Genomic DNA, 12576 nt, shown 5'->3' on the forward strand with positions numbered 1-12576 from the left:
AATGCTTGTTATATCGGCAGTGCCATGCACATCTTTAATCAAAACCAGCTGTTGCCCGGCGCAAAAATACTGCCGCTGGCAGGCGCCTCGCGACTGGCCAATGTCGGGCCGGCAGTATCGATCGGCCCCAGGGTATTCATGATCGAGACCAGCTTGTCGGCATAGGCCGGGTCAGTAGCGTAGCCACCCTGCTGCAGCGCACGGGCGGCCTGCTGGGCATTGGGTGCCTCGACCACACCGGCGTAGCGCGGGTTGTTGCCGATCAACCCGGCGTAGTCGGTAAAGGCCTCCTCGAAGGAGTCATACACACGGAAGGTGTCGGTGATCCGCGTGCGACGGCCGTCGATGTATTCGTGGGTGGTGATGTCGGTGGTTTCACCCTGCCAGCGGCTGCCGGCCTTGATGCCAAACAGGTTGTGGCTGTTGCCGCCGCGAGCATCGGGAATCTCGTGGCGCCCCCAGCCGGTCTCCAGCGCCGCCTGGGCGAGAATCAGCTCGGCCGGCACGCCGGTGGCCCGGCTGGCTGCCTGGGCCGGTGCGGCCAGCTCGTCGACGAAGGCGCGCACATGATCGGGCTGGCTGCCGCGCGACTCGCTGCGCTCGGCGCGGGCCGGGGCTTGGGCGGGCTCAGCGGCGTCGCGCTGTGTACCACGCTGCAGGTCGAGGGCATCAAGGAAGCTACTCGGAAGCACCGCGCCATCGGCATTGTCAGCGCTTTCAGCAGGCTCTCTGCTGGACATGTTGCCAGCGTTGAGGCCATCGCTGAGCACCCGTGGCGTGCCGCGGGGAATACCGGCAATCAGCGAGTCTATCTCGCTATCGGCTTGCTCCCGCCCGGGCACCATGCCGCGCCCTTCGAGCTGGTTGACCAGCTGCTCGGCCAGACCGATGCCGCGGCCGGAGAGGTGCTGGGCCCACTGCTGGTCAAGTAGCGACTCGTAGAACTCGGTCTGCTGGCTGTGCAGCAGGTCCGAGCGCGGCGTAGCCTCACGCATGCTCTTCATCATCATCTGCACGAACAGCGCTTCGAACTGCTTGGCCGCCTCGTCGAGGCCGGCGTTGGGGTCGCGGCTGGCGGTATGGCGCAGGCGCTGGATGCCCTGCATGTCGAGGGCGAACTGGCCGCCGAGATCATTGCTCATCAGATGATCTCCAGCTCTGCGCGCAGCGACCCGGCGGCCTTGAGCGCCTCGAGGATCGCCATCAGGTCGTTGGGCGTGGCACCCAGGGCGTTGAGCGCGTTGACCACATCGGTGAGATCGGCGCCCTCGACCATCATCAGGGCGCCCTCCTGCTGTTCGATGGCGATGTCGGTATCCGGCACCACCACCGTTTCACCCTCGCCGAACGGCGCCGGCTGGCTGACCTGGAACTGCGTGTCGATGATGATCGACAGGTTGCCATGGGCCACCGCGGCGCGGCGCAGGGTCACCGCGCTGTTAAGCACCACCGAGCCGGTGCGCGAGTTGAGTACCACCTTGGCCGGAGCCTCGTTGGGGGTGACCCGCAAGTTCTCGACCCGTGCCATGAAGTTGACCCGGTCGTTGGGGTCGTTGGGGCCCTGCAGACGGATGGTACGACCGTCCTGGGCCGCCGCCACCGGCCAGCCGAAGTCGTTGTTGATGGCCTGGACCACCTGGCGTGCGGTGCCGAAATCAGACTCCTTGAGTTGCAGGTCGAGCACGCCACCGTTGGCGCCGAGCTGCAGCGGCACTTCGCGCTCGACCATGGCACCACCGCTGATGCGGCCGCCGGCCTGCTGGTTGATCTGCACGCTGCCGCCGCCGGCCTCGGCGCCGGCGCCACTGACCAGCAGGTTGCCCTGGGCGATGGCGTAGGTGTCGCCGTCGGCGCCCTTGAGCGGTGTCATCAGCAGGGTACCGCCGCGCAGGCTGCGCGCGTTGCCCACCGAAGAGACATTGATATCGAGGCGCTGGCCTGGCCGCGAGAACGGCGGCAGGTCGGCGGTGACCATTACCGCGGCGACGTTGCGCAGCTGCATGTTGGTGCCCGGCGGCACGGTAATGCCCAGCTGCGAGAGCATGTTGGTCAGGCTCTGGCCGGTGAACGGCGCCTGCATGGTCTGGTCGCCGGTGCCGTCGAGCCCCACCACCAGGCCGTAGCCGACCAGGGCGTTGTCGCGCACGCCGGCAAAGTCGGCCAGCTCGCGCAGGCGCTCGGCCTGCACCGGGCTTGCTGCCATGCCCAGCACCAGGGCCAGCATCAGAGCTTGCAGAATGCGGCTGCCACGCAGGAACGTCTTCATCGGCTCACGGCTCCGCTAGAAAGGTGAAACATTGAGGAAGAAACGCTGCAGCCAACCCATATGCTGCGCCTCGTTGATATAGCCATCGCCGACATACTCGATCCGCGCATCGGCAACCTGGGTCGAGGGCACGGTGTTCTGACCGGTGATGGTGCGCGGATTGACGACACCCGAGAAGCGAATGAACTCGACGCCCTGGTTGATGGCGATCTGCTTCTCACCGCGCACCCTCAGGTTGCCGTTGTGCATCACTTCGAGCACCGACACGGTGATGGTGCCGGTAAAGGAGTTGTTGGCCTCGGAACCGCCACCACCGGTAAAGTCGCTGTTGCCAGAGACATCGAAACCGTAGTCGGCCAGCTGCTCGAGCACGTCGGGCAGCTCGAGGAACGACAGCCCCGCCGAGCCGCTGCGCCCGGCATTGCTCTGGGCATTCTTGCTGGCACTGACTTCCTCATCGAGGACGATGGTCAGGATGTCGCCGATCATGCGCGGACGACGATCCTCGAACAGCGGATGATTGCCGCGGCTCGGCTGGTAGATCGAGCCGTTGGGCTCGGGTGGCGGCCGGTCGGCAATGTTGACCTGCTCCTGCTCGCCGACCACCGACGGACGCGGCATCTGCGCGCAACCGGTGACAACGACGGCCAGTAGCAGCGCGCCGAGCAGCCGCCAACGGCCGCCTGAGGAAGTGTGCCTGTTCATGCTGTGCTCCGCGTCATGCTTACATCTGGCTCAGGCGGGCCAGCATTTCATCGCTGGTCTGTACCGCCTTGCTGTTGATCTCATAGGCACGCTGGGTCTGGATCATGCTGACCATCTCCTCCACCACGTTGACGTTGGAGGTTTCAACATAGCCCTGCAGCAACCGCCCGGCACCGTTCATGCCCGGCATGGTCTCGTTCATCGGACCAGAGGCCGTGGTCTCGAGGTAGAGATTGCCGCCGATGCTCTCGAGGCCGGTCGGGTTGACGAAGGTCGCCAGGCTTAACTGGCCGACTTCCAGGCTCTGGGTGCTGCCCGGCTGGGTGACCGAGACGATGCCATCCTCGCCGACGGTGACCGACAGCGCATTCTCGGGCAGGATGATAGCCGGCTCCACCGGGTAGCCGTTGGCGGTGACCATCTGGCCGTTCTGGTCGAGCTGGAAGCTGCCGTCGCGGGTGTAGGCGGTGCCGCCGTCAGGCATCAATACCTGGAAGAAGCCCTTGCCGTTGATGGCCAGATCGCGGGAGTTCTCGGTCTGCTCCAGGCCACCCTGGTTGTGCAGGCGCTCAGTGGCCACCGGACGCACCCCGGAGCCGACCTGCATGCCTGACGGCAGCGCGTTCTGGATGTCATTTTGAGCGCCGGGCTGGCGCAGGTTCTGATACAGCAGGTCCTCGAACACTGCCCGCGAGCGCTTGAAGCCGTTGGTGCCGACGTTGGCCAGGTTGTTGGATATGACATCCATCTGCACCTGCTGCGCTTCGAGGCCAGTCTTGGCGGTCCACAGCGATTTGATCATGGGAACATTCCTTGGGTTGTAACCCGGTGAAAAGCCTTAGCCTTGAATGGACAGCAGGTTATTGGCGCGCTGGGCGTTCTCGTCGGCGCTGTCGATCACCTTCATCTGCATGTCGTAGCGACGCTGGGTGTCGATCATCGCCACCATCGACTCGATGGCGCTGACGTTGCTGCCTTCGAGCGCCCCGGAGACCACGCGCACGTCCTCGTTGGCGGCGAGGATCGGCACTTCGCCGTCATCACCCGGCGGCAACCGGAACAGGCCGTCGTCGCCGCGCACCAGGGTCTGCTCTTCCGGGTCGACCAGCTTGAGCTGGCCCACCGGCACCAGCGCATTGGGATCCTCTCCAGGGCCGATGGCGCTGATGGTACCGTCGGCGCCGAGCGACAGCTGCGCCTCCAAGGGCACGATGATCGGACCGTCGGCGCCCATCACCGGGCGCCCGACGCTGGTCAGCATGCCGTTGCCGTCGACCTGCAGGTCGCCGCGGCGGGTATAGGCCTCGCCGCCGTCGTCGGTCTGCACTGCCAGCCAACCGTTACCCTCCACCGCCACGTCGAGCTCGCGCCCGGTGGTGCTCACCGGGCCGTGAGAAAAATCCGAGCCCGGGGTGGTGGCGGCCACCGAGGCGCGCGTGGCCAGCAGGCCATCGCCCTCCACCGGCACCGCGCGCATGGCGTGGAGCTGGGCCCGGAAACCCGCAGTGGCGGCGTTGGACAGGTTGTGATTGACCACCGCCTGCTGGTCGAGGCTCTGCTTGGCGCCGCTCATGGCGGTATAAAGGATGCGATCCATGTTTCACTCTCCCCGAGGCGTCATCAACGCAGGTTGATGGCGGTCTGCAGGATCTCGTCCTGGGTCTTGATGGTCTGGGAGTTGGCCTGGTAGGCGCGCTGGGAGACGATCATGTCAACCAGCTGCTTGGCCATATCGACGTTGGACAGCTCCACAACCCCTGACTCGATGGAACCGAAGATGCCGGTCCCCGGCGCACCCACCAGCTCTTGGCCGGAGGCGTTGGTGGACGTCCAGCTGTTGTCGCCGTTGGGCTGCAGGCCTTCCGGATTGCGGAAGTACGCCAGGGCAATCTGGCCGGCGGGCCGCGACTGCTCGTTGGCGTAGTTCATCATGATGGTGCCGTTGTTCTCGAAGGTAATGCCGACGAGAGCACCGGAAGTGTAGCCATCCTGGGTCAGGGCGCTGGTGGTAGAGTCGTTGCCGAACTGGGTGGAACCGGCCAGGTTGAGTTCGAAGATCAGCGGCTCGGGGTCGTTGCCCAGCGGGGAGTCTGGACCAAAATTGATATTCTGCTGCGGAGCTGAGGCTAAGGTGCCGTTGTTGTTGAAGGCGACCTCGAAGTCATTTGCATCATCATAATAGCCATCCATCACTACTTTGCCGGTCCAGGTATTATTTACCGGAGTGCCGACTGGAAACTCATCTACTTTTTCATAATAAACCGTCACATTACGCGGATTGCCCAGCGAGTCGTAGACGGTAAAGTTATTCGAGTAGTGGTACTCGATATCATCGGTGCCGCCACCGGGTAAGTTAACCTGCGTGGTGCTCAAGCCCTCACCGGAAGTCTCCCGCGAATCCAGGTTGAAGGTGGTACGCACGTTCTCGGTGGCATTGGCCGGCATCTCGTCGGCAGGCACGTTGAGCACCTGCGGCTGACCGCCGACTTGTACATCACCAGCAGCGTTGAGGCCATAGCCCATCAGCTGCGCACCCTGGGCGTTGACCAGGGTGCCGTCGGGCGTCAGGCTCAGCTGGCCGTTGCGCGAGTAGACGATCTCACCGCCCTGCTCATAGCGCAGGAAGCCTTGGCCGCTGATGGCCAGGTCGAGGTTGCGGTTGGTTGACTCGAGGTTACCTTCGTTGAAGTTCTGCACTGTGGCCGAAACCCGCGTGCCCAACCCCACCGAGCCGGCGAACACATCGGCGAACTGGGTGCTGGCGCCCTTGTAACCAACCGTCTGCGAGTTGGCGATATTGTTGCCCAGGGTGCCGAGGCTCGATGATGCCGCGTTCAACCCGCTCAAGGCCTGTGAAAAGCTCATGATCTTTCTCCCTGTGTCACCGTGGTGGTGGCTATTTTTTTACGCTGCATGTCGTGAATGGGGCGCTCAGAGGCGCAGAATCTGACGAATGTCTTCAAGACTGGCCTGTTCGCTGATGCCGCCCAGGTCGAGGCGCGGCGAGCCGTTCTTGTCGGTGGATATGCCACTTACCACGGCATAGTTGAGCGCCTTGGCATCGACGCGGTCCTCACCGGCGGTGGCCTCGAAGGAGATACGGTAGGCGCCCTGAGGTGCCATCTCGCCGCTGTCGAGCTTGCCGTCCCACTCGAACGACTCGACGCCCGACGACACCGCACCGATGTCGAAGCTGCGCACCACCTGCCCGCCGCCGTCGCGGATCGTGGCCTTGACGTTGTCTGCCGACTTGCCGAGCTCGATGCCAAACGGCGTGGCGCCGTCCTTGCCAACCAGGATGCGGTCGCCGGGCACCAGCACGCCCTGGCCGATCAGCCCGGCGGCCTGCAGGGTATGGCCGGCATCGATCTGGCCGGTAATACCCTTGAGGGTAGTGTTGAGCTCCTCGATGCCGCTGACGGTGTTGATCTGCGCCAGCTGCGAGGTCATCTCGGCGTTTTCCATCGGGTTGAGCGGGTCCTGGTTCTGCAGCTGGGTGATCAGCAGGGTCATGAAGTTTTCGCGCAGGTCGTCGGACTGACGCATGCTGCCGGTGCCGGAGGTGCCATTCATGCTGTTGATGACGCTGCTATCGATGATGTTTGACACGATCAGCCCTCCCCGATGGTCAAGGTCTTGAGCATCATCTGCTTGCTGGTGTTCATCACCTCGACGTTGGCCTGGTAGGAGCGCGACGCCGAGATCATGTTGACCATCTCGTGGACCGGCTCGACGTTGGGCATCTGCACATAGCCCTGCTCGTCGGCCAGCGGGTGCTCGGGACGGTACTCCATGCGCAGCGGGCTCTGGTCCTCGACCACTTCGCTGACGCGTACGCCGCCCACGCCGTGGCGGCCCTGGGCCTGGGTCTCGAACATGACCTGCTTGGCGCGGTAGGCCTCGCCGTTGGGGCCGGCAACGCTATCGGCATTGGCCAGGTTGCTGGCGGTGGCGTTCATGCGCTGCGACTGGGCGCTCATCGCCGAACCGGATATATCGAAGACGGAAAACATCGACATGGACTGCTCCTGTTACTCGGGCTGCATGGCCGACTTGAGGCCCTGAATGCGACTGTTGATCATGGTCAGTGCCGCCTGGTAGCGCACCGCGTTATCGGCGAACTGGGTGCGCTCACGGTCCATGTCCACGGTGTTACCATCCAGGCTCGGCTGGTCCGGTACCCGGTAGAGCAGCTCCTGGGTGGCCGGCGCGCTGGCCTGGGCGGGAATGTGCCGGGCCGACGTGGTGGCCAGGGACAGGCCCTGGCCACCGGACCGTCCGCTCTCCATCACCTTGGAAAGCTCGCGGGAAAAATCCATGTCGCGCGCCTTGTAGTTGGGCGTGTCGGCGTTGGCGATATTGGCCGCCAGCACTTCGTGGCGCTCGGCGCGCAGATTGAGGGCTTCCTGATGGAAATTCAGGGCACCCGAGAGTTTGTCGATCATCCGCTGAGCCTCCCTTCTCGATGGCCGTTAGCGGCCCTTGGGGTATTGGGTCAGCGTGGAGAATAGATGAGCCGGTGTCAGGACAAAGGCACAAACAGGGGCCGCTTTACGCGTCATTTTCGGCATTGCGTTTCTGCCAAGCGGCCTAGAATCGTGATCCTCGGTCAACCTCGCCTGCGCGTTGCAGAGGACGTCACCATGCCGCTAGTTCATCTTGTTCGTACTGTTATTGTGCCGCGCCTGGGTCAGGTCTCGCTGCTCGCCGCGCTGTGCCTGGGCCTGCCGACAGTGGCCAGCGCAGACGCCTCGAGTCAGCTGCTGGTAGAGCGCGTGCACGGCTTTCTATACGAACGCAGCCAGTCGCTGGGCAGCGAGGTGCATATCGAAGTGCATCCGCCCTCGGCGCACCTGCCGGCATGCGAGTCGCCGCAACCGTTTATTCCTAATGAACGCGCTCCGTCCCAGGGCCGGATCTCGGTGGGGGTGCGCTGCGGCGATCAGGGCCAGCAGATCCGCTACATGCAGGCCTCGGTGGCGGTAATCGGTGACTATGTGGTGCTGCGCCAGGACATACCCGCCGGCAGCGTGATCACCAGCGACATGCTGGAACTCAGAGAAGCGGAACTGGGTAGCCTGCCGCGCGGCGTGCTCACCGACCTCGATCAGGTCATCGGTCAGGAAAGCGCCCGGGCACTGCGCGCCGGCAGCGCCATTACCTCGCAGCAGCTGCGCGAGGTCACGCTGGTGGAACGCGGCGCCTCGGTACGCATCGAAGCGGTAGGCAACGGTTTTGCGATCAGCCGCGAAGGCCAGGCCCTGGACAGCGGCGGCATGGGTCGAGAGATTCGCGTACGGCTAGCCAATCGCGAGATACTCAACGCCGAAGTCAGCGGCCGCAATCGGCTCAGCGTCGATTTTTAACCTCGGCAGCGATTGTCAAAAATAGTATTCAAGTTCGCTCTCTCCCCGCCGATACTAGGGGAAAGGACTGAACGAGAGAGGCTTCCCGTGAAAATCGATAGCTCCCATCCCCTGGCGCGCCCACAGCAAAGCGAGCCAGGCAATACCAGCAAGACGGCAGCGACCGGCAATGCGCCGGCCAAGCCCGGCAGCCCGGCAGCGGTCACGCACTTGAGCGATACCGGCGCCAGCAGCGGCCAGGATATCGACATGGCCCGCGTCGAGGAGATTCGCCAGGCGATCAGCGACGGCAAGCTCGACATCCGCGCCGAGCGCATCGCCGACGGCCTGATCGACAGCGTACGCGACATGCTCGGCCAAGACAGCGGTTCACCGCGCTCATGAGCCTGGCCGCCCACCTGACCCGCCAGCAGCAGCGCCTCGAGGCGCTGGTGTCGCTGCTCGAGCAAGAGCGTGAAGCGCTCTGCGCCGGACGCGTGGATGGCCAGCAGCTCAACAAGCTAGCGGCCGGCAAGCAGGCCCTGTTCGATGAGCTCGACAGACTTGAGAGCCAACGCCGCAGCGCCCAGCACAAGCTCGGCTACGCCGAAGGGCTGCCCGGCGCCGAGGCCGCGGCCCGCGATGCCGACTGTCTGGACGGTTGGCTCGCGATGCGTGACAGCGCCGAGCGTGCCCGCCACCTGAACACACAGAACGGCGAGCTGATCAGTACGCGCCTCAGCCACAACCAACGCACGCTCAACTTCCTGCACGAGGCCGCTGGCAAAGCGCTCTATGGGCCGGACGGTCAGGCCAAGCGCAAGGGGTTGGCAGGAATCGCCTCACAAGCCTGACGCCAGCCTTGACCTCAACGCAGCGCCTGATTAATAGTCGGTTACATCGACATAACATTCGTCAGGCTGGCACGCTGCCTTCGTGGTATTCGCTGCTCCTGGCCTTGTAGCTAGAGACCAGGATGGAGACCGGCATGCCCCCCTTCGCAGAGCAAGACAGCGCGACTCACAGCGCTGCCCCGGCCGCAGGCCACTCTCCGGACGATACGCTCCTGGTACTCCCCGACGCACTGGCCAAGGTACTGGGTGACAATCGCGCCCTGCCCTCACTGCCGGCGTCGGTGATGCAGATCGTCGCGCTGGCCGATTCGCCGGATGCCAACCTTCAGGAATTCACCGCCGCCATCGAGCGCGATCCGGCCCTGACCCTGCGCATACTGGGGCTGGCCAATAGCGTCTTCCACGCCTACGACGCCCCCGCCGAGACCTGCCAGGAAGCCATCACCAGGCTGGGAATCGATGCCACGCTGTCGGTAGCGCTGGGCTTCGGGCTCGCCAGTCAGCAGCAGTTCCGCTCTCGCGGCCTCGACCTGACCTATTTCTGGCAGCGCGCGCTGATCAGCGCGCTGACAAGCTACACACTCGCCAGGCACCTGGCACTGCCCTCGCCGGGGCGCGCCTTCACCCTTGGCCTGCTGCAGGATATCGGCATGCTGGCCCTCGACGCCTGCCTGAGAAGAGGCTATTCCGCGCTGCTGTCGAGCGCCGATGACCACGTGGCGTTAAGTACTGCCGAGCACAAGGCGTGGGGCTGCGATCATGCGCTGGTCGGCGCCTGGCTGGCCCAGCGCTGGGGCCTGCCCAAGCAGCTGGTCAGCGGCATTGCTGACAGCCATCTACCGCTGGATCAGGTAATGATCGGCCAGCGCTGCGTCAACGCCGCAGGGCCGCTGTCCGAGGCGTGGCTCGCTAGCTCCGACGCGGCTGACAATCGTGCATCAACGGAAGAGATGCCGCTAACCGATATGCTGCGGGGCTTGGTGCCGGCGCTGGGTATCGATGAAGACGCCCTGATAGAGCTACTCTGCGGCCTGCAGGAGACGCTGCCCCCCACCGCAGAACTGATGCATATCAGTTGCCCACCGGAATTCGACGCCACCCGCACCCTGCTCGAGGCCAAGCAGCAGCTGCATGCCCACCATCTCAAGCTCAGCCAGCAGCTGCTCGACCAGCGCCTGGAGATCGAACGCCTGCGGCTGCGCCAGGCCGATCTCACCCAGCGAGTAAGCCATGATCCGCTGACCGGCCTGTTCAATCGCGCCCATCTCGAGGCGCTACTCGAGCAGTATTTTCGCGAAGCACTCGACCAGGGGCACGAACTCAGCCTGGTGTTCATCGACCTCGACTACTTCAAGCAGCTCAACGACCAGCATGGCCACCGCCTCGGTGACGAGGTGCTAAAGGGTTTCGCCAGCCTGTTGCGGGAGCTGCTGAGTCACGACGTGCTTGGGGGACGTTACGGCGGGGAGGAGTTCGTGCTGTTCATGCCCGGCACCGGGACCGAGGCCGCCATGCGCCTGGCCGAGACGCTGCAGCATCGGATGGCGTCACGCACCCTGGCGGTGACCTTCGATCACCAGCACATCCGCGTCAGCGCCTCGATGGGCGTGGTGAGCCTGGCCGACAGCGAGTTCGTCAACGCCGAGGACTTGATCCAGGCCGCCGACCAGGCGATGTATGTCGCCAAGCGCGCCGGCCGTGGCCGCATCGCCCGCTACTGCGACGGCGTAGAGGAAGAACCAATGCAGGACAGCGTCTAGGCGCTCAGCCCTGACGCTCTTCTCCGCGGCGACGCTCCACCGCCCGCCTCACTCCAGCCCCCAGCAACAGCAGCAGCGCCAGTGCCAGCAGCGGCAGTATTACGCCTATGCTCAACGCATCGCCGGTTTCGACCGCTTCCAGGGCGCCGTGAATGGCGCTGGCATACACCGCCCACTTGATGCCCAAACCGATTACCGCGGCAATCACGAAGGTGCGCAGCGGCAGGTGCAGCAGGCCGGCGGCATAGTTGATCACCGAGTGGGGAAATCCAGGCAGCACGCGAAAGGCGCACTGGGTCAAGGCGTCGCTGCGTCGGCTCATGACATACATGATGCGCCGCGTCAGGCCCTTGGGGGTGTAACGCTGACGAAAGGTCGCGGCCAGCCAGTAAGCACCGAGCGCACCACCAACGCTGCCAACGATCAGCATCGGGGTGGCCACCCAGGGCGGATGGAACGGGGCAATCAGCCACAGGCCGATGCTGCCTGGCAGGCCCACTGCCAGGGTCACCGCCATCACCGCCATCACCGCCAGCATGGTCAAGGGGTGGTGCGAGGCCTCATCGGCCCACTGGCGAAAAGCGCTCAAGTCCGGTGACTGCCACACCCACAGCAGTACCGCCATCAGGACCGAAGCGCCGATCGCCACCAGTCGCCAGTGGCCGCGCGCTTCGCGCACCTCGTCGTTCATGTCGCTTTGCATCGAGCCTTCCCAGCCTCTGCAGCCAATTCAAAAGGCTCCAATGGTGCCACGAAACGCCGCCGACATCATGCCTGAAATACCCGGCCCCGCTTGGGACTGATCCGTCGACAGGCCGGCGTCCCTCGCTAAGTGCCACGCTCATTGCTCTGAACCCTACCCCATCGGCGGGGGCGTATCGTCATCCTGCTGGGCAAGCATCGATGAAGCCGGGTTACCCGGTTGAATTCGCTGATCGATGTAGTGCAACACGCCGAGTTGCACGACCAGGATCGACACACACAGCATCAAGCTTTTCCACATGACGGCAGGTTCCAGGTACCGGAGCAGGCGCTCCAACAGCGCTAATATAAGCCCTGCCGAGTAACTGCAACAGCGCTTTTTGCACAGCGCTGCTGCGGTCTATAGACGCGCCTCGACGCGCTCCAGGATCTGCCGGCTGACCCTGTTGACCAGCGGCTTGGCGGCACGATTGACGGCGCGCTCCAGCAGCCGGTTGTTGATGCGATAGTCGATGGTCAGCGACACCTCGGTGCCCTCACCGACCTCGCGCAACCGGTAGCAGCCCTGATTGCGCACGCCGTCCAGCGACTCCCAGGCCAGCCGCTCGGGCGCCTGGCGCTCGGTGATCTCGACGTCGAAGGTCCAGTCCATGCCCACCGCGTGCACATGCCAGCGATAGCGCTGCCCGCCCAGCGGCTCGATGGCCTCAATCAGATCGGAGTAGTCGGCGAAGTCCTCCACCCGCTCGAGCAGGGCGAAGACCCGCTCCGGAGTAGCCGGCAGAATGGCGCTGTGCTCGATGGTGGCCATGACGATCCTTGCAGTAGTGACGACGCTGCCCCGAGAGTACCGGGCCGGCCGGCGTATAGCCAGGCCCCAGCGGCGCGGCTACAATGGCGCCGCTACCGGACCGGACCCCGGACAAATTCTCCGACAAGGGCTG

At 64.5% G+C, this 12576-nt stretch carries 15 protein-coding genes; 4 read left to right on the forward strand and 11 right to left on the reverse strand.

The window, feature by feature from the left end:
• Positions 1-38 precede the first annotated feature (38 nt).
• The 9 genes from flgJ to flgB all read right to left on the reverse strand — a co-directional run bounded on the left by flgJ (position 39) and on the right by flgB (position 7416).
• A complete protein-coding gene (gene flgJ / locus QC821_RS12320) occupies positions 39-1142 on the reverse strand; it encodes a flagellar assembly peptidoglycan hydrolase FlgJ (RefSeq protein WP_422720113.1) in 1104 nt (367 codons plus the stop codon).
• Positions 1142-2224: a flagellar basal body P-ring protein FlgI gene (locus QC821_RS12325; protein ID WP_309722230.1), complete on the reverse strand. Its 1083-nt coding sequence runs from the start codon at positions 2222-2224 to the stop codon at positions 1142-1144. Before QC821_RS12325 ends, flgJ begins: the two co-directional genes overlap by 1 nt.
• A 57-nt stretch (positions 2225-2281) precedes the next feature.
• Positions 2282-2971, reverse strand: a complete 690-nt coding sequence (locus QC821_RS12330; RefSeq protein ID WP_309721743.1) for a flagellar basal body L-ring protein FlgH — start codon at positions 2969-2971, stop codon at positions 2282-2284.
• 19 nt (positions 2972-2990) lie between these two features.
• Positions 2991-3773 carry a flagellar basal-body rod protein FlgG gene (gene flgG / locus QC821_RS12335; RefSeq protein WP_309721745.1) on the reverse strand — a complete coding sequence of 261 codons (783 nt, stop codon included), beginning with the start codon at positions 3771-3773 and terminating at the stop codon, positions 2991-2993.
• Between the two features lie 36 nt (positions 3774-3809).
• Positions 3810-4568, reverse strand: a complete 759-nt coding sequence (locus QC821_RS12340; RefSeq protein WP_309721748.1) for a flagellar basal body rod protein FlgF — start codon at positions 4566-4568, stop codon at positions 3810-3812.
• Between the two features lie 23 nt (positions 4569-4591).
• Positions 4592-5836, reverse strand: a complete 1245-nt coding sequence (flgE, locus tag QC821_RS12345) for a flagellar hook protein FlgE (protein WP_309721751.1) — start codon at positions 5834-5836, stop codon at positions 4592-4594.
• Between the two features lie 66 nt (positions 5837-5902).
• Entirely contained in the window at positions 5903-6580 is a 678-nt protein-coding gene (gene flgD / locus QC821_RS12350; RefSeq protein ID WP_309721753.1) for a flagellar hook assembly protein FlgD, read from the reverse strand.
• 2 nt (positions 6581-6582) lie between these two features.
• Entirely contained in the window at positions 6583-6990 is a 408-nt protein-coding gene (gene flgC / locus QC821_RS12355) for a flagellar basal body rod protein FlgC (protein ID WP_309721756.1), read from the reverse strand.
• Positions 6991-7002: 12 nt separating this feature from the next.
• The gene (gene flgB, locus QC821_RS12360) at positions 7003-7416 is read right to left on the reverse strand and encodes a flagellar basal body rod protein FlgB (RefSeq protein WP_309721759.1); all 414 of its coding nucleotides are present in this window, start codon (positions 7414-7416) and stop codon (positions 7003-7005) included.
• Between the two features lie 198 nt (positions 7417-7614).
• Between flgB and flgA the strand changes: the two genes are divergently transcribed.
• From flgA to QC821_RS12380, 4 genes are all read left to right on the forward strand, one after another.
• Positions 7615-8337 carry a flagellar basal body P-ring formation chaperone FlgA gene (flgA, locus tag QC821_RS12365; RefSeq protein ID WP_309721762.1) on the forward strand — a complete coding sequence of 241 codons (723 nt, stop codon included), beginning with the start codon at positions 7615-7617 and terminating at the stop codon, positions 8335-8337.
• Positions 8338-8424: 87 nt separating this feature from the next.
• Complete coding sequence (gene flgM / locus QC821_RS12370) at positions 8425-8721, forward strand: flagellar biosynthesis anti-sigma factor FlgM (RefSeq protein WP_309721764.1); 297 nt, start codon at positions 8425-8427, stop codon at positions 8719-8721.
• Positions 8718-9170, forward strand: a complete 453-nt coding sequence (locus tag QC821_RS12375) for a flagella synthesis protein FlgN (protein ID WP_309721767.1) — start codon at positions 8718-8720, stop codon at positions 9168-9170. The genes flgM and QC821_RS12375 overlap by 4 nt, the downstream gene beginning before the upstream one ends.
• 134 nt (positions 9171-9304) lie before the next feature.
• Positions 9305-10930: a sensor domain-containing diguanylate cyclase gene (locus QC821_RS12380; protein ID WP_309721771.1), complete on the forward strand. Its 1626-nt coding sequence runs from the start codon at positions 9305-9307 to the stop codon at positions 10928-10930.
• A gap of 4 nt (positions 10931-10934) precedes the next feature.
• Here the strand turns inward: QC821_RS12380 and QC821_RS12385 are convergent, their stop codons facing one another.
• Positions 10935-11633 (reverse strand): TVP38/TMEM64 family protein, encoded by a 699-nt coding sequence (locus QC821_RS12385; protein ID WP_309721774.1) that lies wholly within the window; start codon positions 11631-11633, stop codon positions 10935-10937.
• 399 nt (positions 11634-12032) lie between these two features.
• Positions 12033-12443 (reverse strand): SRPBCC family protein, encoded by a 411-nt coding sequence (locus QC821_RS12390; protein ID WP_095619045.1) that lies wholly within the window; start codon positions 12441-12443, stop codon positions 12033-12035.
• Between the last annotated feature and the right edge of the window lie 133 nt (positions 12444-12576).

The sequence above is a fragment of the Franzmannia qiaohouensis genome, from assembly GCF_031451695.1.
In the GTDB taxonomy this organism is placed as follows: domain Bacteria; phylum Pseudomonadota; class Gammaproteobacteria; order Pseudomonadales; family Halomonadaceae; genus Franzmannia; species Franzmannia qiaohouensis.

Excerpts from the sequence above, each read along its gene's own strand:
- flgJ (WP_422720113.1), bottom strand. The coding sequence starts at position 1,142 with ATGAGCAATGATCTCGGCGGCCAGTTCGCCCTCGACATGCAGGGCATC.
- QC821_RS12325 (WP_309722230.1), bottom strand. The coding sequence starts at position 2,224 with ATGCTGGCCCTGGTGCTGGGCATGGCAGCAAGCCCGGTGCAGGCCGAG.
- QC821_RS12330 (WP_309721743.1), bottom strand. The coding sequence starts at position 2,971 with ATGAACAGGCACACTTCCTCAGGCGGCCGTTGGCGGCTGCTCGGCGCG.
- flgG (WP_309721745.1), bottom strand. The coding sequence starts at position 3,773 with ATGATCAAATCGCTGTGGACCGCCAAGACTGGCCTCGAAGCGCAGCAG.
- QC821_RS12340 (WP_309721748.1), bottom strand. The coding sequence starts at position 4,568 with ATGGATCGCATCCTTTATACCGCCATGAGCGGCGCCAAGCAGAGCCTC.
- flgE (WP_309721751.1), bottom strand. The coding sequence starts at position 5,836 with ATGAGCTTTTCACAGGCCTTGAGCGGGTTGAACGCGGCATCATCGAGC.
- flgC (WP_309721756.1), bottom strand. The coding sequence starts at position 6,990 with ATGTCGATGTTTTCCGTCTTCGATATATCCGGTTCGGCGATGAGCGCC.
- flgB (WP_309721759.1), bottom strand. The coding sequence starts at position 7,416 with ATGATCGACAAACTCTCGGGTGCCCTGAATTTCCATCAGGAAGCCCTC.
- flgA (WP_309721762.1), top strand. The coding sequence starts at position 7,615 with ATGCCGCTAGTTCATCTTGTTCGTACTGTTATTGTGCCGCGCCTGGGT.
- QC821_RS12375 (WP_309721767.1), top strand. The coding sequence starts at position 8,718 with ATGAGCCTGGCCGCCCACCTGACCCGCCAGCAGCAGCGCCTCGAGGCG.
- QC821_RS12380 (WP_309721771.1), top strand. The coding sequence starts at position 9,305 with ATGCCCCCCTTCGCAGAGCAAGACAGCGCGACTCACAGCGCTGCCCCG.
- QC821_RS12385 (WP_309721774.1), bottom strand. The coding sequence starts at position 11,633 with ATGCAAAGCGACATGAACGACGAGGTGCGCGAAGCGCGCGGCCACTGG.
- QC821_RS12390 (WP_095619045.1), bottom strand. The coding sequence starts at position 12,443 with ATGGCCACCATCGAGCACAGCGCCATTCTGCCGGCTACTCCGGAGCGG.